The organism is Burkholderia sp. 9775_39 (assembly GCF_015712225.1).
Lineage (GTDB): Bacteria > Pseudomonadota > Gammaproteobacteria > Burkholderiales > Burkholderiaceae > Burkholderia > Burkholderia cenocepacia.
Map to the genome: position 1 here is coordinate 82,443 of NZ_JACCQC010000020.1, position 21,678 is coordinate 104,120.

General features: G+C 69.1%; 18 protein-coding genes. 7 read left to right on the plus strand and 11 right to left on the minus strand.

The window, feature by feature from the left end; genetic code table 11:
- Positions 1-2: 2 nt before the first annotated feature.
- Positions 3-1,403, minus strand: a complete 1,401-nt coding sequence (locus H0X90_RS24985; RefSeq protein ID WP_006498424.1) for a cytochrome ubiquinol oxidase subunit I — start codon at positions 1,401-1,403, stop codon at positions 3-5.
- Between the two features lie 422 nt (positions 1,404-1,825).
- On the opposite strand from H0X90_RS24985, the gene fdhD reads away from it, so the two are divergent.
- From fdhD to moaD, 5 genes are all read left to right on the plus strand, one after another.
- Positions 1,826-2,695 (plus strand): formate dehydrogenase accessory sulfurtransferase FdhD, encoded by an 870-nt coding sequence (gene fdhD, locus H0X90_RS24990; RefSeq protein ID WP_069353411.1) that lies wholly within the window; start codon positions 1,826-1,828, stop codon positions 2,693-2,695.
- Complete coding sequence (glp, locus tag H0X90_RS24995) at positions 2,692-3,906, plus strand: gephyrin-like molybdotransferase Glp (RefSeq protein WP_077190086.1); 1,215 nt, start codon at positions 2,692-2,694, stop codon at positions 3,904-3,906. Before fdhD ends, glp begins: the two co-directional genes overlap by 4 nt.
- Positions 3,907-4,123: 217 nt before the next feature.
- Complete coding sequence (gene moaA, locus H0X90_RS25000; RefSeq protein ID WP_077190088.1) at positions 4,124-5,248, plus strand: GTP 3',8-cyclase MoaA; 1,125 nt, start codon at positions 4,124-4,126, stop codon at positions 5,246-5,248.
- Between the two features lie 47 nt (positions 5,249-5,295).
- Complete coding sequence (locus tag H0X90_RS25005) at positions 5,296-5,868, plus strand: molybdenum cofactor biosynthesis protein MoaE (protein WP_058903700.1); 573 nt, start codon at positions 5,296-5,298, stop codon at positions 5,866-5,868.
- 52 nt (positions 5,869-5,920) lie between these two features.
- A complete protein-coding gene (moaD, locus tag H0X90_RS25010) occupies positions 5,921-6,178 on the plus strand; it encodes a molybdopterin converting factor subunit 1 (RefSeq protein ID WP_006498429.1) in 258 nt (85 codons plus the stop codon).
- A 37-nt stretch (positions 6,179-6,215) separates the two neighbouring features.
- Here moaD and H0X90_RS25015 read toward each other — a convergent pair whose 3' ends face one another.
- The 3 genes from H0X90_RS25015 to H0X90_RS25025 all read right to left on the minus strand — a co-directional run bounded on the left by H0X90_RS25015 (position 6,216) and on the right by H0X90_RS25025 (position 10,359).
- Positions 6,216-8,138, minus strand: coding sequence for an AMP-binding protein (locus H0X90_RS25015; protein WP_077190090.1), 1,923 nt, complete (start codon positions 8,136-8,138; stop codon positions 6,216-6,218).
- 74 nt (positions 8,139-8,212) lie between these two features.
- The gene (locus H0X90_RS25020) at positions 8,213-9,016 is read right to left on the minus strand and encodes an enoyl-CoA hydratase-related protein (protein WP_034203671.1); all 804 of its coding nucleotides are present in this window, start codon (positions 9,014-9,016) and stop codon (positions 8,213-8,215) included.
- Positions 9,013-10,359, minus strand: coding sequence for an aminotransferase class III-fold pyridoxal phosphate-dependent enzyme (locus H0X90_RS25025; protein ID WP_048989235.1), 1,347 nt, complete (start codon positions 10,357-10,359; stop codon positions 9,013-9,015). Before H0X90_RS25025 ends, H0X90_RS25020 begins: the two co-directional genes overlap by 4 nt.
- Before the next feature lie 125 nt (positions 10,360-10,484).
- Between H0X90_RS25025 and gcvA the strand changes: the two genes are divergently transcribed.
- Entirely contained in the window at positions 10,485-11,405 is a 921-nt protein-coding gene (gene gcvA / locus H0X90_RS25030; RefSeq protein WP_077190092.1) for a transcriptional regulator GcvA, read from the plus strand.
- 57 nt (positions 11,406-11,462) lie between these two features.
- On the opposite strand, the gene H0X90_RS25035 is transcribed toward gcvA, so the two are convergent.
- Entirely contained in the window at positions 11,463-12,887 is a 1,425-nt protein-coding gene (locus tag H0X90_RS25035; protein ID WP_077200009.1) for a PLP-dependent aminotransferase family protein, read from the minus strand.
- 573 nt (positions 12,888-13,460) lie between these two features.
- Here H0X90_RS25035 and H0X90_RS25040 point away from each other — a divergent pair.
- Positions 13,461-15,635, plus strand: a complete 2,175-nt coding sequence (locus H0X90_RS25040; RefSeq protein WP_077190022.1) for a DUF4132 domain-containing protein — start codon at positions 13,461-13,463, stop codon at positions 15,633-15,635.
- 15 nt (positions 15,636-15,650) lie between these two features.
- On the opposite strand, the gene H0X90_RS25045 is transcribed toward H0X90_RS25040, so the two are convergent.
- The 6 genes from H0X90_RS25045 to narI all read right to left on the minus strand — a co-directional run bounded on the left by H0X90_RS25045 (position 15,651) and on the right by narI (position 21,659).
- On the minus strand, positions 15,651-16,562 hold the full coding sequence (locus H0X90_RS25045) for a hypothetical protein (RefSeq protein WP_006498437.1): 912 nt from the start codon (positions 16,560-16,562) through the stop codon (positions 15,651-15,653).
- A gap of 86 nt (positions 16,563-16,648) precedes the next feature.
- Positions 16,649-16,972 (minus strand): TfoX/Sxy family protein, encoded by a 324-nt coding sequence (locus tag H0X90_RS25050; protein WP_006498438.1) that lies wholly within the window; start codon positions 16,970-16,972, stop codon positions 16,649-16,651.
- Positions 16,973-17,028: 56 nt separating this feature from the next.
- A complete protein-coding gene (locus tag H0X90_RS25055; RefSeq protein ID WP_077190024.1) occupies positions 17,029-18,765 on the minus strand; it encodes a site-specific integrase in 1,737 nt (578 codons plus the stop codon).
- 128 nt (positions 18,766-18,893) lie between these two features.
- Positions 18,894-20,162 (minus strand): nitrate/nitrite transporter, encoded by a 1,269-nt coding sequence (locus tag H0X90_RS25060; protein WP_034203675.1) that lies wholly within the window; start codon positions 20,160-20,162, stop codon positions 18,894-18,896.
- Between the two features lie 15 nt (positions 20,163-20,177).
- A complete protein-coding gene (locus tag H0X90_RS25065; protein ID WP_077190021.1) occupies positions 20,178-20,966 on the minus strand; it encodes a peptidylprolyl isomerase in 789 nt (262 codons plus the stop codon).
- Positions 20,967-20,975: 9 nt separating this feature from the next.
- Positions 20,976-21,659, minus strand: a complete 684-nt coding sequence (gene narI / locus H0X90_RS25070) for a respiratory nitrate reductase subunit gamma (RefSeq protein ID WP_034203677.1) — start codon at positions 21,657-21,659, stop codon at positions 20,976-20,978.
- Positions 21,660-21,678: the final 19 nt, after the last annotated feature.

Below are 21,678 nucleotides of genomic sequence, written 5' to 3' on the forward strand. Positions count from 1 at the left end.
GGTTACTCCGCCTCGGTGACGTTCAGCGGCGTGGACAGCGCGCTCTTGCGCAGCCCCGGATGCCGGTGCAGTTCGATGTAGCCGGCCTGGGCCGCCGGCCCGCGCTTCATCAGCTTCATCATGTAGTAGATACCCGTTCCGAATACCAGGAAATACACGACCACGAAGACCAGCAGCGACACGCCGACCTGCTGAGCGTCGAGCGGGGAGACCGAATCGATGGTGCGCAGCACGCCGTACACGGTCCACGGCTGCCGCCCGACCTCGGTCGTGATCCAGCCGGCCAGCAGCGCGACGATGCCCGACGGCCCCATCGCCACCACGAACCACTGGAACCAGCGCGTTTCATACAGGCGCCCGCCCTTTCTCAGCAGCAGCCCGAGCAGCGCGGTCAGCAGCATCAGCATCCCGAGGCCGGCCATGATCCGGAACGTCCAGAAGATGATCGGCGAATACGGACGGTCCTGCGGCGGGAATTCCTTCAGCCCGCGGATCTCGCCGTCCCAGCTGTGCGTGAGGATCAGGCTGCCGAGGTGCGGCACCTGGATCGCATAGCGGGTGGTTTCGGCCTGCATGTCGGGCAGCCCGACGAGGTTCAGCGCGGTGCCGCCCTTCTCGGTTTCCCACAGCCCTTCGATCGCCGCGATCTTCGCCGGCTGGTATTCGCGCGTGTTCAGCCCGTGCGCGTCGCCGACGACGATCTGGATCGGCGCGAGCACCAGCAGCATCCACAGCGCCATCGAGAAGCTGCGCTTCACCGGTTCGTCGCGACGCCCCTTCAGCAGGTGCCACGCGCCGCACGCGGCGACGATGAAGCCCGCGACGATGAACGCCGCGATCGTCATGTGCACGAGACGGTACGGAAACGACGGGTTGAAGACGACCTTGAACCAGTCGACCGGCACGACGAGGCCGTTCTCGATCTTGTAGCCTTGCGGCGTCTGCATGAAGCTGTTCGACGCGAGAATCCAGAACGTCGAGATCAGCGTGCCGACCGCGACCATCAGCGTCGCGAAGAAGTGCGCGCGCGGGCTGACGCGCTGCCAGCCGAACAGCATCACGCCGAGGAAGCCGGCTTCGAGGAAGAACGCCGTCAGGACTTCATACGTGAGCAGCGGCCCCGTGATGTTGCCCGCGACGCGCGAGAAGCCGGCCCAGTTGGTGCCGAACTCGTACGCCATCACGACGCCGGAGACCACGCCCATGCCGAAACCGATCGCGAAGATCTTCGACCAGAACTGAAACATGGATTTGTAGGCGGCGTCGCCGGTGACGAGATAGCGCCATTCCAGCACCGCCAGGAAGCTCGCCATGCCGATGCTGATCGCGGGGAACACGATGTGGAACGACACCGTGAATGCGAATTGCAATCGGGCGAGATGGAACGCATCGAAGATTTCCATGACCGTAATTTGCTCGTGGTTGTGAGGACGTACGCCCGAAGCAGGAAATCGCGCGACGGCTTGGCGATGACACATGCGAACACAACGGGTCACTCGCATGGCATCGAAGCGTGAATGACGATATCGCGTTTGCAACGATACTCGCAATCACTCGAACGTGCGCTGAAACTGTGCTGCTTGCGCCGCCAAAGATGTGTGCACGGAAAATAGTTTCCGTGCCGGCGGGACGCTCAGCTGTACTGCTTTCCGCGTGGCGGCGCTGTGTCTGCGGCGCACTGTTCACTCCACTTAACATGTTATGCAACGCCTGCCTGCGGCGGTCGTGCGCCCTGCGGCGCCCGCCCGGCGGCATCGAATCCCGTCGTTCGGCGCCCGCGCCGAGCCCGGCCGGCCCGCCGGCCGTCCCGTCTGGAGAAACCCGCATGGAGTCCTGCACCCGCCGCGACGATCCGACCGGCAGCACCGCATGTCAGGTGACGCGCCACCGCGCCGGCGCCGCGTGCGACACCGTCGATCGCGTCGTCGACGAAACCCCGGTTGCACTCGTGTTCAACGGCATCGCGCACACGGTCATGATGGCGACGCCGATCGACCTCGACGCGTTCGGCCTCGGCTTCGCGCTGAGCGAAGGCATCGTCGAGCGCGCGTCGGACGTCTTCGACATCGAAAGCGAATGCCGGCCCGGCAGCGCCGAAGTCCGGCTCACGGTGTCGCAGCAGGCGTTCATGGCGCTGAAGGCGCACCGCCGCGCGCTGGCCGGCCGCACGGGCTGCGGCGTGTGCGGCATCGAAAGCATCGCGCAGCTCGACCTGCACCCGCCGCGGATCGCGGCCGCCGGCACGGCCGCGGGCATCGGCGCCGATGCGATCGCGCGCGCCGCGCGTGCGCTGCCGGCCCGGCAGACGCTGATGCGCGAAACGGGCGGCATCCACGCGGCCGCGTGGTGCGACCGCGACGGCGCCGTGCTCGACGTGTTCGAGGACGTCGGCCGCCACAACGCGCTCGACAAGCTGATCGGCCAGCTCGCGCGCCGCCGCGCCGACCTGCGCGCGGGCTTCGTGTTCCTGTCGAGCCGCGCGAGCTACGAACTGGTGCGCAAGGCCGCGCGGGTCGGCATCCCGATGCTCGCGACGATCTCGGCGCCGACGTCGCTCGCGATCGACGTCGCCCGCGAAGCCGGCGTGCGGCTGGTCGGTTTCTGCCGCGACGACGGCTTCGTCGAATACGTGTCGCCCGCCGCCGTTCACCTCGACCCACTGCCTGCACCGGCGCACCCGGTCCATTCGTCATGAAACACCTGTTCGATTTCGATACCGCACAGCAGCAATTCGCCGGTGCGTTCGCGCCGCTCGCGGCCGCCGCGTCCCTGCCGGTCGCCGACGCGGCCGGCCACGTGCTGGCCACGCCGCTGACCGCGGTGCTCGACCAGCCGCCGGCCGATCAGAGCGCGATGGACGGCTATGCCGTGCGGCACGCCGACCTCGCGCACGGCGAGCCGCTGCGCGTCGCGCAGCGCTGCTATGCGGGCGACACGCCCGCGCCGCTCGCGCCGCGCACCGCCGCACGCCTGTTCACCGGCAGCCTGATTCCGCCCGGCGCCGACACCGTCGTGATGCAGGAGCATGCGCACGAACAGGACGGCGGCGTCACGTTCGACGCGCCGCAACGCATCGGTTCGCACATCCGCCGCCGCGGCGAGGAAGTGCGCGCCGGCGACCTGCTCGTGCCGGCCGGCGTGCGGATGGGCGCGATGCACGTCGGGGTGGCCGCCGCGCAGGGGTTCGCGCGGATCGACGTGCGGGCGGCGTTGCGCGTCGGCATCCTGACGACCGGCGATGAACTGGTCGCGTGCGGCCAGCCGCGTGCGCCGCAGCAGATCTACAACAGCAACGCGCCGATGCTCGCCGCGCTGGCCGCGGGAACCGGCGCCGACGTCGCGATGAGCCTGCATGCGGCCGATACGCCGGCCGCCGTCGAGCGGGCGCTGCGCGACCTGCACGCGCGGTGCGACCTCGTGATCTGCGTCGGCGGCGCGTCGGTCGGCGACAAGGACCTGCTGCGCCCCGCGCTGACCGCGCTCGGTGCGTCGTTCCTCGTCACCGGTGTGCGCATGAAGCCCGGCAAGCCGGTCGCGCTCGCGCGGCTCGATGCGCGGCCCGTGGTACTGCTGCCCGGCAATCCGGGCGCCGCGATGACGGCGTTCGCGCTGTTCGTCGCGCCGCTGATCCGCCGCCTGCAGGGGCGCGACGCTTGCCTGCCGGTCGTGCCGTCGCTGCCGATCGATACCGGCTTCGAGCCGGATGCGCAGCGCGAACGCTTCGTGCGCGTGCGGCGCATCGTCGGCGCCGATGGCGCGCCCATGCTCGACACGTTGCGCCAGCAAGGCGCCGGCACGCTGCAGTCGCTCGTGCAGGCAACCGGGCTCGCGCGGCTGCCGGCCGGGCGCACGCTCGCGCGCGGCGACGCGGTTCCGTACTACGAATTCGCTCCCTGGCTCGCATGAACACGACGCCGACTACCCGCCCGGCGCGACGCATTCGCGCCATTCGCCGCGCCTGTCGCGCGTCCGGCGCGGCGAACTGTATTCCTGCGATTCGGGCGCGATTGTGTCTCTGCCGGAAAAATCCGGCGGACTATGCTCACGATGAGGCTCGTCACGACCTGTGCGCCGACACGTCGGCACCCGCACGGCCGAACGGCGACGCCCCTCCGCTTACTTCATGCAGGCCGACGACCCGATCGTGAATGCCATCGTTTCCGCCGCGCCGGCCGTCGCCGCTTCATCCGGCGGCGCATCGCCCGACGCCTTCCCCCGCCCGTCCGACACGCTCGGCCGCCCGCTGCGCGACCTGCGCCTGTCCGTGATCGACCAGTGCAATTTCCGCTGCGGCTACTGCATGCCGCGCGAAAGCTTCGGCGCCGACTACGCGTTCATGCCGTCGTCCGAACGCCTGTCGTTCGCGCAACTGGAAAAGATCGCGCGCGCCTTCACGTCGCTCGGCGTCGAGAAAATCCGCATCACGGGCGGCGAACCGCTGCTGCGCCGCCACCTCGAAGCGCTGATCGAACGGCTGGCCGCGCTGACGACCGTCGACGGCAAGCCGGTCGAAATCGCGCTGACGACCAACGGCTCGCTGCTCGCCGCGAAGGCACGCACATTGCGCGATGCGGGGCTGTCGCGCGTGACCGTGAGCCTCGATGCGCTCGACGACGCGGTGTTCCGCCGGATGAGCGACGCAGACGTGCCCGTGGCGCGCGTGCTGGCCGGCATCGAGGCCGCGCATGCGGCCGGGCTCGCGCCGGTCAAGGTCAACGCGGTGATCGAGCGCGGCGTGAACGACGACCAGATCCTGCCGCTCGTGCGGCACTTCCGGCATACGGGCGTGGCCGTGCGTTTCATCGAATACATGGACGTCGGCGGCGCCAGCTACTGGTCCGGCGACAAGGTGGTGCCGGCCGCGCGGATGCGCGAGCTGATCGACGCCCACTACCCGCTCGTGCTCGTCGGCGAGCCGGGGCACGACGCCACCGCGATCCGTTGCGCGCACATCGACGGCGCAGGCGAGGTCGGCTTCATCGCCAGCGTGTCGCATCCGTTCTGCGGCACCTGCTCGCGCGCCCGCGTGTCGGCCGACGGCCAGCTTTATACGTGCCTGTTCGCGACGCAAGGCACCGACCTGCGGCCGTGGCTCGACGACGCGGCGTCGAGCGCCGACCTCGCCGCCGCCGTGCGCGCACGCTGGACGCAGCGCGACGACCGCTATTCCGAGCGCCGGGCCGCACGGCCGGCCCGCGCGCCGGGCAAGACCTATCCGACCGTGCGCATGTCGCTCGTCGGCGGCTGACGGGCCGCCGCGCGACACCGGATGCGCCGCCCACTGGAGAACCTGTCATGACGACCTTCACCGAATCCCGCGCCGGGCTGCCGGACGATCCGCTGCGTGCCGCCAGCCCGCCGCCGCCCGTCGACGCGACCGACCCGCACCCCGAATCGGCGCCCGCGATTGCCGCGGGCTTCGAAGTACGCGTGCAGCATGCGCCGATCGACGCGGGCGCGGAGCTGGCGCCGATCGTTCGCAATCCGAATGTCGGCGCGGTCGTGAACTTTCTCGGGGTCGTGCGCAAGGAAGGCGACGTCGACGACGTCGTCGCGCTGGAAGTCGAGCACTACCCGACGATGACCGAACAGGCACTGTGGAGCATCGTCGAGGAGGCCACCGCGCGCTGGCGGCTCGAAGCGGTCAGGATCGTGCACCGCGTCGGCCGCATTCCGCTCGGCCAGCCGGTCGTGCTGGTCGTGGTGGCCGCCGCGCATCGCGCGTCCGCGTTCGATGCATGCGAATTCCTGATGGATTTCCTGAAGACCCATGCGCCGTTCTGGAAGAAGGAAATCCGGCACGACGGCGAATCCGGCTGGGTCGAAGCGAAAGCGCACGACGACCTGGCGATGCGGCGCTGGGGCTGACCGCACCCGCTTCGCGTTTTCCGATTCCGCCGCTCCTGCCCGAGACAACTCGATGAAACTGACGATCAAATACTTCGCGAGCATTCGCGAACAACTGGCGCTCGACGAGGAAACCGTCGAGATCGATGCGCGCGAACTCACCGTCGACGCGCTGCGCGGCACGCTGGCCGCACGCGACGCGCGCAGTGCGGACGCGCTGCGGATGGACCGCCCGGTGCGGGCGGCCGTGAACCTCGAAATGGTGACCGGGGAATTCGTCGTGCGCGAGGACAGCGAGGTTGCGTTCTTTCCGCCGGTGACGGGCGGATGACACCACACCGCGCCCCGCCCGTTCCGATGTCGATCCGTCATGCCGTGCCCTGACCGGCCAGCGCCTGCAACGCTGCAAGCGCCGCCGGGTTCTCGAGGGCGCTCACGTCACCCGGCGGCAAGCCCCGCAACACGTTTCGCACCACGCGGCGCATGACCTTGCCGTTGCGCGTGCGCGGCAGATCGGGCACGAGATGCACGATGCCCGGACGGAACGGCTTGCCCAGCGCCGCCTCGATCCGGTCGGCCAGCGAGGTCGCCAGCGCGCCCGGCGGTTCGCCGTGGGTACTGACGCAAACCACCAGCCGCTCCCCTTTCACCGGATCGGGTAGCGAGACGGCCGCCACGTCGCGCACGAGCGGCGACCCGAGCACGACCGACTCGACCTCGGCCGGCCCCAGCCGCTTGCCGGCAATCTTCAGCGTGTCGTCCGCGCGGCCGAGGATGAAGAATTGTCCGTCATCGTCTTCGAGCAGCAGGTCGCCATGCGTCCACAGCCCGGGCCGCTGGCGCCAGTACGTTTCCTCGTAGCGGTCGGCCGCGCTCCAGAATCCCGACGTCATCCCGACGAACGGCGCGGCGATCACCAGTTCACCGGGAACGCCGCGCACGCGCCGCCCTTGCTCGTCGGCCGCGAACGCGTCGACGCCCGGCGATACGGCGTTGAAAGCGCACGCACGGATCGGGCGCACGGGAACATTGCCCAACAGCGCGCCCGACGCCTCCGTGCCGCCGCTGTAGTTGATCACCGGCAACCGCGACCGGCCGAACGCATGGAAGAACCACGCGAAGTGATCCGGGTCGATCACCTCGCCGGCCACCATCAGCACGCGCAGGCTGTCCAGCACCGCGCCGTCGACCGCCCGCGGCGACGCCGCCAGACTGCGGATCAGCGTGGGCGACGCACCGAAGTGCGTGACCTGGTGGCGGTCGACGACTTCGGCCAGACGCCCGGCGTCCGGATAGTCGGGCGCGCCGTCGTAGCACACCAGGGTCGCGCCGCGGACAAGCGCGCCGATCGTCGTGAGCGGGCCGACGATCCAGCCCATGTCGCTCGGCCACAGCCAGCGGTCGCCGGGGCGCAACTCGAAGTGGTATGCGCAATCGTGCAGGATCTTCAACGGGAAGCCGGCATGCGTATGCACCGTGCCCTTTGGCGACCCTGTCGTTCCCGATGTGAAAACGATCATGAACGGCTGGTCGGGGTCCTGCGCGGGGAACGCATGGGGCGCCGCCGCGTGCAGCGAAGAGCGGGCGTCTGGCGCGACGGGGCTCGCCGGCTCGTCGCCCTGGATAACGATGCGCAAACCCGGCATCCGTTCCTGCAATGCGTCGAATACCGGTTTCAGGTCGACGGTGCGTCCGCGGCGCAGGTAGCCGCCGCTCGCCAGCAACACACGCGCGTCGGCCAGCGTCAGTCGCGCGGCGACGGCGTCCGCCCCGAAGCCGGTGAACAGCGGCACGGCGATCGCGCCGAGCGCCGATACGGCAATCAGGCTGGCCGCGGCCTGCGCCCCCATCGTCATCATGATGCCGACCCGATCGCCCGCCCCGACGCCAAGCGCGCCCAGCCGCGACGCCCGTTGCCGTACATCCCGAGCCAGCGCGGCATAACTGGTCGTGCTGACGCGCCCGTCCTCCGTCTCCGTGACGACCGCCGCCTGCAGCGCACGCGGGCCGTCCGCGTGCGCAAGCACATGATCGACCCAGTTCAGCCGACCGCCGGGGAACCATCGCGGAAACGCGGGCCCGCTCGCAAGATCGACATGCCGCCGCGGCAGCATCCGCCACTGGAACTGCAGGTGCGCCATCACCGCGGCCCAGTAGCGTTGCGGCTCATGCAGCGACATCCCGATCAGATCTTCGAACGACGAGGCGCCCACGCGCGCGCAGAGTTCACCCAGCAGCGTGCTGGTCCGCCAGTCGGCCGGTGGTTGCCAAAGTACGTCAGTGGTGCTCATCAAAGTGCTCCGTCCGAATCGTCTGTCGCACGATGCCGCCCTGCCGGATCGCGTCGAGCAGGCAGGGCGACCGTTCAGGGTTGAGGATCGTGGCGTGCCTTTGCGCGCCGGAAAGCGGGCTTGCGCCGTTCGCGGAAGGCGCGTGTGCCCTCTTTCGACTCGTCGGTGGCGTAGTACAGCGACAGCGCCTCGAATCCCAGCGCACCGATCGCGCGGATATGCTCGGAGTCCGCATTGAACGACCGCTTGGCGATCGCGAGCGCCGTGGGGCTCAGTGCAAGGATTTCGTCGCACCATCGCGCGACTTCCCCGTCGAGCCGATCGGCAGGCACGACCGCATTGAGCCACCCCATCGCAAGCGCGTCGCGCGCCGTGTAGCGCCGGCACAGGAACCACACTTCCCGCGCGCGTTTTTCGCCGAGGACGCGGGCGAGCAGCGCCGTGCCGAAGCCGGGATCCACCGACCCCACCCTGGGCCCCACCTGCCCGAGCTGCGCCGCTTCGCTCGCGATCGCCAGGTCGCACACCGTCACGAGCACGTTGCCGCCGCCGATCGCATAGCCGTTGACGCGCGCGATCACCGGCTTCGGCACGTCGCGGATCAGGCTCTGCAACGCGTCCACGGGCAAGCCGATCGTGCCGCGCCCGCCGTAGCCGCCATCGCCGTGGCTCGTCTGGTCACCGCCGGTGCAAAAGGCCTGGTCGCCGGCGCCGGTCAGCACGATCACGCCGATCTCCGGATTCCAGCCCGCCTGCTGAAACGCGTGCAGCAGTTCGTCGACCGTCCTCGCGCGGAACGCGTTGTACACCGACGGACGGTTGATCGTGATCGTCGCCACGCCGCCTGCTTCGCGATACAGGATGTCCTCGTAGTTCATCGCGCGGCCTCCAATACCGTCAGCGCCGCGTCGAGCGCGTCGAGCCCCTCGTCCAGCTCCGTGCGCGAGATGACGAGCGGCGGCGTCACGATCACCACGTTGTAGCGCCCGTACGCGTGAACGCCGCGCTTCAGCAGTTCGCCATAGAACGCGCGCATCGGCGCCGATCCCGCCGGGTGGTGCCACTCGACGAGCGGCTCGCGCGTTTCCCGGTCGCGCACCAGCTCGATGCCGAACTGGGCGCCCATGCCCCGCACGTCGCCGATCGACGGATGACGCTCCGCCAGCTCGCCGAGACCGTCGCGCAGCCAGCCTTCGATCTCGCGCGCCCGCTCGAACAAGCCCTCTTCCAGATAGACCTTCAGTGCCGCGAGGCCGCCGGCGACCGCCAGTACATGGCCCGCATGCGTGTGGCCCACGTCGAAGAGTTCCGTATCGAAGTGGCGGGCCACGCCTTCGCGCACCAGGACGCCGCCAAGGGGCGTATACGAAGCGCTGGCCCCCTTGGCGAACGAAATCAGGTCCGGCAACACGCCGACCCGCTCGGCGCAGAACAATGCCCCCGTGCGCCCGAAGCCCGTCATGATCTCGTCGAAGATCAGCAGGATGCCGTGCCGGTCGCACAGGTCGCGAACGCCTGCGAGATACCCCGGCGGGTAGACGACGACCCCGCTCGATCCCGTCATCGGCTCCATCAGGATCGCGGCCACGTTCTGTGCGCCTTCGTGCGAAAGGACGCGCGCCAGGTGATCGAGGGCGCGCCGGGTTTCCTCGGCCGGCTCCGACGTATGGAACGGGCTGCGATACGGATACGGCGCAAAGAACTTCACCATGCCCGGCAGCGCCGGGAACGGATCGCGCCAGCGGTCCACGCCCGTCATCGCGCTCGCGCCGAGCGTGCTGCCGTGATACGACCGGTAGGCGGTCAGCACCTTGGGCCGGCGTGTCACCAGCCGCGCGATCTTCACCGCATCGTCGTTCGCCTCGGCACCGCCGCAGGTGAAGTGCGCGCGCAGCCCTTCCGGCCACGGCGAAACGCTGTTCAGACGTTCCGCGTATTCGGCGCGCACGTCGTTGAAGTAGCTCGACGCGACCCAGCACATGCGCGCGGCCTGCGCCTGGATCGCCTCGACCACCTTCGGATGGCCATGTCCCAACGACACCGCGACATAGCCGCTGGTGAGGTCCAGGTAGCGCTTGCCGTTCGCATCGTAGAAGTAGCATCCGTGCGCATGCGTGATGACTGGCGGATTGAGCCCGCCCTGGACCGCCCAGGGCACGAGCACCTTTCGAAACGACGACGCGAGCGCGGGATTCGACTCGCCGTGAATGCTGAGATCCATGTTGACTCCGGAAATGGCATGGCTCACTATTTCTGAGCCTCGTGACAGGAGGCTTGTAGATTAAGCACGCCTTTCCCGCGCAACAAATCAAACGTTTCCGCACTGAGCCTTAATTCAATTCAGTCATGTCGCGACAACTTCCACCGCTGCTCTCCGTCCGCGCATTCGAGGCGGCCGCGCGCCATGGCGGCTTCGCCCGGGCAGGTGACGAGCTGTGCGTCACGTCCGGTGCGGTGGGTCATCAGGTGCGGCTGCTGGAGGAGTGGCTGGGCACGCCGTTGTTCATGCGTGGCGCCCGGTCGGTCCAGTTGACGGAGATCGGGCGGCGCTACTTCCTGGAAATCGAGCGCTTGATGGACGAGCTCGAGCGCGCGTCGCTCGACATCCGGCAGGCCGCGGATTCGCCGGAAGTAACGGTCACCGCGATGCCGTCGTTCGTCACGCGTTGGCTGATGCCGCGCCTGGGCGAGTTCCGGCGGCTGCATCCCGACATCGAGGTGCGCCTGCTGGCTTCTGTGCCCGCCGTCGACTTCAGCCGCGAGCGCGTGGACGTGGCGATCCGCCTGGGTGGGGGCCCCTATCCGGGGCTCGTCGCGGAAAAGCTGATGTCGGAAACGTTCCTCGCGGTCGGCCAACCGTCGCTATGCAAGCCGTTGCGCACCGTGGACGACGTGTTGCGTGCAACCCTGCTGCACGACGAATACGAGGCCCGCATTCCGGAGCAGGTGGACTGGGTGCGCTGGTGCCGGATGCAGGACGGGCACGCGAGCGCGGCGCGTTTGCGACAGGGGCCGAGCTTCTCGCATACCTATCTGACGCTCGATGCCGCGATCGCGGGCCAGGGCGTGGCCGTGGCGTCGGACGTCCTCGCCGCCGATGCAGTCAGGCAAGGGCTGCTGGCCATTGCGCCGGGCAAGCCGGTGCAAGGCCCCTACAGCTACCATCTGTTGACGACGCGCGCGGCCGCCGCGCGGCCGCAAATCGATGCGTTCTGCAGTTGGCTGCGATCGGCCGCATGGTCGTTTTCGGCGGCCGGCTGGGCTTGAATGACATGAATCGCACGCGGCAGGTCCCGCCGCCCGCGATCCATGTCACCCGCCCGTTCACCGCATGCACGCCGCGGCCAGCTTCCCGACCGTGATCACCGCCTGCTCGATCTCCGGCGACCACGGGCTGCTGTAGTTCAGGCGGATGAAGTTCCGGTAGTTGTCGGTGATCGAGAACATGTAGCCCGGCCCGATCGTGATTCCCTGCTCCAGCGCGAGCTGGTACAGCCGCATCGCATCGACCTGCGCGGGCAACTCGACCCACAGCACGTAGCCGCCCGCCGGGCTCGAAATGCGCGTGCCTTCCGGAAAGAACCGCGACACCATCGCGCGCATCAGGTTCGCCTGCTGTGCATAGGCCTTGCGAATCCGCCGCAGGTGATGCTCGTAGCCGTCGCGTTCGAGAAACTCCGCGATCGCCAGTTGCGGCAACGACGGCGTCGCCAGCGTATTCAGGAACTTCAGCTTCTCGACCTGATCGCGATAGCGGCCCGGTAGTGCCCAGCCGATCCGGTATGCAGCCGTCAGGCTCTTCGAGAACGACGAACAATGCAGCACGATCCCGGTCCGGTCGTAGGACTTCAGCGAACTCGGATGCGTATCGCCGAAATACAGTTCGTTATACACACCGTTCTCGATGATCGGCATCCCGGACTTGGTTGCGAACTCAACCAGTTCGCGCTTGCGTTCGTCCGGCATCTGGAAACCCAGCGGATTCTGGAAGTTCGGCATCACCATGCACGCGGCGATCGGCTGCGATTTCGCGATCGCGGCCAGCGCCGCGATGTCGATTCCGTATTCCGGATGCGTGGCCACCTCGATCGCCTTCATCCCCATCCGTTCGATCGCGTGCAGCATCGCGTAGAACGTCGGCGATTCCACCGCGATCGTGTCCCCCGGCTTCGCGACCGCCTGCAGGCACAGGTTGATCGCCTCCGTCGCGCCGACCGTCACGATGATCTCGTTCGGGTCCACCGACATCCCGTTTTCCAGGTAGCGCCGCGCGATCTGCCGGATCAGCCGCGGATGGCCCGGCGGCAGCCCGTCGGTCACGCCCCACAGCGACTTGTCGCGGCCGGCCGCGTACGCGTAGCGGTTCAGCTTCTCGAACGGAAACAGGCTCGGGTCCGGATACGGCGAGCCGAGCGGCACCGCGTCGTCCGTGCCGATCGAGCGCAGCGTCGACAGCACGAGCCGGCTCACGTCCACCGACGACGAGATCGCGATCGGCTTCGACGGCCGCAGCTCGCGCACCGGCGCGTGGCTGTCGTCGCGCCGCAGGTTTACGAAATAGCCCGACTGCGGCCGGCTTTCCAGCAGCCCGCGGCTTTCCAGCAGCAGATACGCATGCAGCACCGTCGTGATGCTGATCCGGTGCTGCTGGCTCGCCTGCCGCACCGACGGAATCCGGTCGCCGTGCCGGTACACGCCCTGGCGGATCAGGCGCTCGATATCGTCCGCGAGCTTTTCATAGAGTTTCATCGTGCGTCTCCCGCCGGCGCACGCCGCCCCGCCGCCCCGCCGCCCCGCCGTGTGCGTCCAATCCGCACGCGTTGCACGTGTTTCGCCCGCCGACCGGGCCGTCGTGATTCCTGATCTTTCCCTCCGGTTTTGCCTTTTCCATCGCACTGGCTCTCTCTTGAAGATGCGCCGCCAGGGGTCCGGACCAACTGGATCTGCGGCACTGTGCACTTGATGATCGGATCTTAAGAGAAGAACAGTTGGTGACGAGTACACACATCGAGCACGCGAACAAGAGTACAGTTCGGCGCGAATCGCGCATCGCGGGAAAACTGTACGTCTTATGAAATGGCCGGACGGTCGGTCGGCTGGCACGGCGCGGGTGAATCGGCCCGGGAGGCCCGCCGCACGGGCCTCCGCGCGCGCGGATCAATGGGGGTGCAATACTGTGCGCCCGCACGGTTTTTCACGATGAGAGCCAGACCATGCAGCACACGATCGAACCCGTAGCCGGCCTCGGCGGCGCGAGACGCGTCGCGCGACCGGCACAGAAGAAATCGCGCCAGAACGGTGCGGCCGACCGGGCACGTACGCATGGCTGATCGCGCCCTCGTAGCGCTACTCGTCGCGCGGCTGACCGACCCTGCCCCCCACGCGGGCGCCATCGACGAGCCGATCGACCTGTCGGCGCTCGACGCGCCTGCGCTAGGCACCGTGTGGCCGGCGCTGCGGCGCGTCGAGCACGAGATCCTCGTGCGCGACCAGGCGTTCGGCGACCCGCGCGCCGAATTCGCGCGCACGGTGCACCGGCAGATCGATGCGCTCGGCCTCGTGCCGCTCATCGACGCCGATGCGGCGCTCGAACTGTTCCGCGCCATTCCGGCCGGCGGGTGGAAACGCGCGCTCGAGGATCTGCCGTGCCTCGACGCGCTGCCGTCGCCCGCGCTGCAAGCCGAACTCGCGCGGATCGCCAGCGAACCGGAAGAAGGCGGATTGCGCGCGGCGTCGGCCTATGCCGCGTATGCGCTCGACTGGTTCGCGGGCCGCCGCGACTTCTCGGCGCGGCGCGCAGCCTGTGCGCAGGCGCTGGCCGATTCGCCGTTTCGCGTGCGCGAACTCGACGTGTTGCCCGAACTCGGAGCGGCCGCGCTACTCGCACTGGCTGCGACGAACGACGGCTATTTCGCGCCGAAGCGGCTGTGGCTCGACCTCAGCGATCCGGCCGTGACGCTCGCGGAAGAAGCCGCGTACGTCGCGTTCGCGCGCGACGCGCTGACCGAAGCGGCGCGACAGGTCGCCGCGCTGCATGCCGGCGCCGTGCCATACGAAGCCGATCGCGCGTTCACGACCGACGACGCGCAAGTGCTGTCCCGCGCCGCGCGCGTGGCCGCCTATCGCGACGAAGCATGGCTGCGCCCGCTGATCGGGCCGCTGCTGACGGGGGTATGCGTCGCGCCGACGGTCGCGAAAACCGCGCCGTCGCAATCGCTCGCCATCGCGCTCGGCCATGCGATCGAGACGATCCCGACGCCCGAGGGCGTGCGCGCGCTGCGCGACGCGCTGGCCGTCGTCCGTCACGCGGGCGTGCAGAAGAAACTCGCGCGCAACCTGAAGCCGGCCGAACGCGCACTCGGCGAGCGGCCGCGTACCGCGCTGCGGATGACGCTCGACGCGCAGCCCGACAAAAAGTCCCTCGCGATGCTCGCCACCTGCATGGAGACCGGCTTCTGGCAGCCGCTGACGCTCGGCCACGCCGAATGGCGCGAGCGGCTCGTCGATGCGCCGGCCGGCGCCGCGTTCTCGGCGCGGATGATCTGGCAGGCACGCCGCGGCGACGGCTCGACGCAATCGTTCACGCCCGATATCGCCAAGGGCAAGGTCGTGCTGCGCGACGCGGCCGGCCGCGCATGCGAGATCGCCGACGACTGCGAGATCCGGCTATGGCACCCGCTGCTGGCCGACGCAGACGAGCGGCTCGCGTGGCAGCGCGCGATCGTCGGCCGGTCGCTGCGGCAACCGGTCAGGCAGGCGTTTCGCGAGTATTACGTGCCGAGCGACGGCGACGCGTCGGCCAGCGATACCGCGATGTTCGAAGGCCACGTGCTGTCGAGCCGGCCGCTGCTCGGTGTCGCACGCCGCGAAGGCTGGTCGATCCGTGCCTATGACGACGCGCTCGTCCGCGAATTCGGCGACGTGCGCGCGACCTTCCGCGTCGATGCGCGCCTCTATCCGGGTTCGGAAAGCCACGGTACGTCGCGCCGGCTGCACTTCGAACGCCGGCACGGCGCCCGCTGGCTGCCGCTGCCGATCGGCGAGATCGATCGGGTGGTGTTCTCGGAAGCGGCGCGCGCGGTCGACCTGCTCGTCAGCGTGTCCGCGTTCGCGCTCGACGACGATGCGACACGTGCGGCGACCGCTTCGCTCGCGGCGGACCCGGTCCGCCTGCGTGAGCTCGAAGCCGAACGCTGGCAGCGCCTGAACCGGTTGTCCGATCTGCCGCTGGGTGTGATGGCGCAGCATCGCAAACACGTGCTGTCGCTCGTGTTCGCCGAGCCGGTTGCGCAAGGAAAGATCACGATCGACGAACGCCACGTGCGCGTCGGCGCATGGTCGGTGCATTGCGCGACCGGCCGCGTGACGCGCGACGGCGAGCCGGTCGAACCGGCGATCGCGCCACCGCCGTCGCCGCTGCGCGCGGTGCCGTGGCTGCCTTACGACGAAGCGCTGCTGCAGCGGATCGTCGACGTCGTCGCGGGGTTGCTCGATTGACGGCGATGCAGGCGCCTACCGCGCCGTCTGCTGCCGCTGCACCTCCTGCGCTTTCATCTGCAGATACGCGCCGCGCTCCACTTCGTGCAGTTGCTGCGGATACTGCTCGGTCGCGTCGAACCAGCGCGCGAGGCGCTGGTCGAGCGGCTTGTCGAGCGTCGCGAGATAGGTGTCGATCGCGAGGTAGTAACGCATCGTGTTGCGCTCCAGCAGCCCGCGCACGCCGCCGATGTACTGCGGCTGCGCGGCCGACGCGGCGCCGACGGTCGTGAACCCGACCTTGTCGCTGCCGACCGTCGCGAGGTAGGTCTTCATCGCCATCCGGCCGACCGTGCCGAACCCGTATGAATACGTGAGGTGCAGGAACGTGCGCGACGCGCCGACCGGCACGGCTTCGAGCGCGATCCGGTAATCTTTCGTGCCCATCGGGCCGCTGTCGGCGGTCAGGTCGACCTGGAAATAGTCGGGCGTCGCGGCCGCCACGCGATAGCGGAACTGCACGCGATAGGTATCCGGCAACTTTTGCTGGATCTTGCGGCCGAGGTTCACGTCGAGCACCGGGCCGTTGGCGCCGCTCGATGCGTGACAGTACTTGGTGTTCAGGTGCAGGATCAGCACCGCGCACCAGTTCGCGGGGCCTTGCGCGGGATCGTTGAGCTGGCCGTTCACGACCGCGAACGGATAATCGACGACCGCGTAGATGTCGCCCTTCAGCGACGACGACGCTTCCGACGATTCGAGGACCACGGGCCGGTGAAACGCGTTGTCCTTCAGTTGCGCGCCGAGGCTGCGGTAGCGGTCGAGCAGCGCGGCCGCGCCGTTCGCGCCCTCCGCGCCGAACGACAGCGCGCTCCAGCCTACACACAGGGCTGCGACGAGCGCGCGCCAGGCACGGCGCGTGCCGCGCGAAGCTGCGGATGTCTCCATGTTGGTACTCCCGGGCGCACGGTGGCCGCGCGCATGTGTCACAGAATACGCCTGCCGGCCGCGCGGCGTGGCAGGCGGCGCGATCGTCATCGGCTGCGCTTCACCGGCAGCGGCACTTGCGCGGCGGTGATCCGGATCAGCGTCGACAGCCATTCGCGATCGTCCCAGCGATCGCCGGCAATGACGAGATGCGGCTTCGCGCTCGGATACGGCGGGGCTTCGTCGCACACGCCGAGATACGCGCGGCCTTCAGGCGTCGGCTTGACGAACAGCCGGTCGTCGCAGACGAGCGCGACCATCCTGCCGTCGCAATAGATGCCGTATTCGCCGAACATCTTGCGCGCCGAGACCGTACCGGCCGCCGCGATCTGCTCGACGATGAAATCGACTGTGCTCTGGCTCGATGCCATCCGAATCTCCAGGACCGAAAATTCGTCTGACCTGCGTCGACGCCGCGCCGTTCAACTCATTTGTCGATACCGAACGCGCTCGACATCTGCCGCGCCCGCTTCACGTCGTCGCCATGCAGGTAGATCGACGTCGTCGAGATCGACGCATGCCGCAGGTTGTCGCGCACCGTCGTCAGCTCCGCGCCGCGCGCCAGCGCGTGCGTCGCATGCGTATGCCGCATCCAGTGCGGGCTTGCCTGGCGCAGCTTGTGCGCGAGCGCCGGGTGGTCGGCCTCGACGCGCTCGGCCGTCTGCGCGAAGAAACGCTGCATCACCTTCCACAGCCGCACGCTCGTGATCGCGGCCGCGTCGTCTTCCGCGAGGCTCGGAATCAGCGGCGTATCGGGCCGCCAGCGCGCCGGCGTGACCGGCAGACGGCGCGCGACCAGATAGCGATCGAGCGCCGTGCGCGCGAGCGGCGGCAGCGCGACGCGGGCGGCCTTGCTGCCCTTGCCGATCACCTTCAGCCACGCGTCGCCGTGCGCGTCCGTCTCGATGTCGCCGAGCGTCGCGCCGACCAGTTCGCTCGCGCGCAGCCCCGTCGCGTAGCCGAAATCGAGAATGAAGCGCAGCCGTTGCGCGGCGGCCGGCGTCCAGCCCGACTGCGGCGCGCCCTTGAGCGGGCGCGTCTGGAACTCGAGCCCGTCGGCGATCGTGCGGACCAGCAGCCACTCGCCTTCGGTGAACGCGTGCGACGTATCGAGTGCGGTCGCGCCGCGCGTGTCGCGCACCTTCACGCCGGCGAACGGATTCGCGAGCAGGTAGCGCTGTTCGATCAGCCAGCGGAACAGCGCGCCGAGCACCGACAGCGTGTACGCGGCCGAGCGCGCGGACAGCGCGCCCGAGAACGGCCGCCAGTCGGGCGCGCCGCGCGGCCGCACGGGCCCGACCCAGCGTTCGTGCGGCGTCGGCCGCCGGATGAACGCGCGATACGCGAGCGCGTCCTCGGTCGTCAGCGACGACAGCGCGCGGCCGCGTTCGACGATCGCCCACAGGATCAGCCGCTCGGCCTCCTTCCGGTACGCGCGCCGCGTCGCGGCCGATTCGTGCAGCGACAGCCACGCGTGCACGGCCGCGTAATCGTTGTCCGCGTCGAGCGTGCTGGTCGCGCGCGGCGCGCGGAACGTGCCGGCCGAGCCGTCGACTTCGTGCGGCAGCTTCAGATGCTCCCACGGCACGATGCTGCCGCGCGGCGTCGCGGCGATCAGCGCACGCGCGCGTTCGGTCAGGTCCGGATGCGCGGCGAAGAACGCCTCGACGCGCCGCGCGCTGGCCATGCCGAGGCCCGCGATCGCCCGCCACCACTGGCGCCGGCGCGGAATCCGCACCGTCAGGTCGGCGAGCGTCGCGATCCCGTGCGTACGCAATGCAACGACCGCGCGCGTCGGCAGCCACAGGCCGACGTTGTCGCTGATCTGCGGGACCGGCGCGCGCGCATGACGCAGCACGCCGATCGCGTCGGTTGCGGCTTTCGCCTCCCGTAAACGCTCACCGTCCGGATGGCCGAGCCGTGCCGCGAGATCGGCGCGGCCCACCTGCCGCGCGACGCGCACGAGGCGGCGGCGAATGGCGCCGATCACGCCGCGCGCCGACCGCCCGTCGCCGAGCCGGTCGGGCAGGTAGCGCTCGACGGCCTGGCGCACGGTCATGCCCGCGTACCACGCACGCAGGGCAGCCAGTTCGTCGGCATCGGGAAAGCCTGCGGGCGCAGGCGCGGAATCGGGGGAAAGCGGTGACGTGAGGCGCGGTTTCATGGGCGCCAGTTTGACAGAAGCGTGCGCGGCCGGATACGTCGCGCGCGCCATCCCGGACGGGACACTGCGCCAGCGCGCCCCGGCCCCTCCCGGCATCGCGCCAGCGCATCGGATCGGTCGAACCGACCTCAGCCCTTGACGACGGGCGTGCGTCGCACTTCCGACAGGTAGATCAGGATCAGCGACACCCACACGATCCCGTACAGGAACATGAAGCACGTCGTGCGCACGCGCAGCAGGTCGAGCAGCATGCCGAACAGGATCGGCAGCAGGAAGCCGCCGAGCCCGCCCGCGAGCCCGACGATGCCCGTGACGACGCCCATGTTGTCCGCGAAGTCGTCGGCGACGTACTTGAAGGTCGACGCCATCCCGAGCGCGAACACCGCGCCGAGCACGAAGGTCAGCGCGACGAAGCCGGCCGCCGGCATCGCGACGTTCAGCGTCGCGGTGCCGTCGATCGTGTGGATCACGAAGTCGGTCGCCGGATACGACAACAGGAACAGCGCGATCCACGCGACCCACAGCCCCCACCACGTGACCGCATGCGCGCCGAAGCGGTCGGACAGCGCGCCGCCGAGCGCGCGCAGCACGGAGCCCGGCAGCGAGAAGCCGGCCGCGAACGCGGACGCCATCACGAGCGACATCCCGTATTCGCTCTTCAGGTACTGCGGGATCCATAGCGACAGCGCGGTGAAACCGCCGAACGTGATCGAGTAGTACTGGCAGAGCCGCCATACGCGCGGGTCGCGCAGCACCTTGAACGAATCGAGCATCGACCCGCCGCGCTTGCCCGCCCCCGGATCGGGCGCCGACGCGAACCAGAAGATCAGCGCGGTGACGAGCAGCGCGACCGCATAGATGCGCGGCACGACGCGCCAGCCGTACGCGTCGAGCAGCAGCGGCGTGACGAACAGGTTGACGGCCGCGCCGCATGTGCCCGCGCCGAACACGCCCATCGCGAGCCCGCGCCGCTGCGGCGGGAAAAAGCGCGCGACATACGGCGTGCCGACCGCGAACGACGCACCGACGCAGCCGAGAAACAGCCCGATCAGCAGGAACTGCCACAGCTGCGTCGCGTAGCTGACCACATAGACAGGCACCGCGCACACGACCAGCAGCACCGTCATCACGATGCGGCCGCCGAAGCGATCGGTCCACGTGCCGAGCGGCAAGCGCATCAGCGCGCCGGTCAGCACCGGCGTCGACGTGAGCAGCCCGAACTCCGTGCTGTTCAGTCCGAGATCGGTGCGCAACTGCACGCCGAGCACGCCGAACATCATCCACACGACGAAACACACCATGAACGCGAGCGTGCTCGCGGCCAGCACCGACCACGCACGCAGCGGCACGGCCGGCGCGTTCACGACCGGCCCCGCATTACCTTGTTGAGTTGCCATATGCAAAACCCCGTTTCATTGGACCAGCGGCCCGTTCGCACCGTCGAATTCGATGCCTTCGACGCATGCGCCGCCCGCGAGAATCGCCACGTACTGCCGCATCGCCTGCCGCCGCACGCGCGCCGCCAGGTATGCGGCAATCTGGTCGGCGGCCGCTTCGAACGGCACCGCGTCGCCCGGCACGCGGCGCTCGATGCGCACGATGTGGAAGCCGAAGCGCGTGTTGACGAGTGTCGGCAGCACGCCGATGCCGTCGGTGTCGAACAGCGCAGCCTCGAATTCCGGCACCGTGTCGCCGCGCAGCAGTTGCCCGAGGCGGCCGCCCATTTCCGCCGACGGGCAATTCGACGACGCGCGCGCGACCGCTTCGAACGTATCGGGCGCGGCCACCACGTCGGCGAGCGTCTGTTCCGCGCGCTGCCGCAGCGGCGCGAGCGGCATGCGATCCGTCATCGCGAACAGCACGTGGCTCGCATGGACGACGTCGTTGCGCCGAAAGCGCGCCGGATGCCGCGCGTAATAGCGTTCGCACGCCGCGCGATCGGGATCGGGCACGTGCGTGAGCTCGCGTTCGAGCAATGCGTCGACGGCCGCATCGTCGAGCGGCGCACGTTCGTCGAGCAGCGCGAGCGCCACCGCGCGCTGCCGCAGCAGTTCGCGTACCGCAAGCGCACGCCTTGCCGCATCGAGCGGATCGCGCGCGGCGCCGTGGTGCTCGGCTTCGGCCGCGATCGCCGCGGCGTCGATCCCGACGCCGTTGATCGTCAGCGGCGCCGTTGCGACTTCGGAGAGAACGTCGTTCATGCGGCCTCCTCAGCGTTTGCGCACGAGCTGGTAAGGACGGATCAGGTACGCGACCGACGCGATCCCGCTCCAGACGTGCACCATCCGTGTGAACGGCGACACGAGGAAGATCGTGAAGCCGAGCAGGATGTGCAGCCGATACGTGAGCGGCACGCCGACGAGCAGGCTCGCGATGTCCGGGCGGAACGTGACGACGCCCTTCACGTAGTCGGTCAGCTGTTCGAACATCACGCCGTCCATGTGGCGCGTCGACAGCACGACCGTGCCGAGACCGAGCGCGAGCTGCACCCACAGCATCAGCACGATCACGATGTCGGACGCGCGGCTGTTCCCGCGGACGCGCGGGTCGCCGAGGCGGCGCCCGATCAGGATCGTCAGCCCGATGATCGCCGCGACGCCGGCCGCGCCGCCCGCCACCATCGCGACCAACTGGTGCCCGGACGCCGACAGGAACGGCGACACGAGCCAGTGCGGCGCGAGGAAGCCGCCGAAGTGCCCGAGCACGACGACCAGCACGCCCCAGTGGAACAGGTTGCTGCCGAGCCGCAGCATGCCGTGGCGCAGCAGCTGCGACGAATCGCTTTTCCACGTGTACTGCTCGCGGTCGAAGCGGATCAGGCTGCCGACCAGCAGTACGGCGAGGCAGATGTACGGGTAGATCCCGAACAGGAACTGATGCAGGTAAGCGTTCATGTCTTTCCTCAGTTGGGCC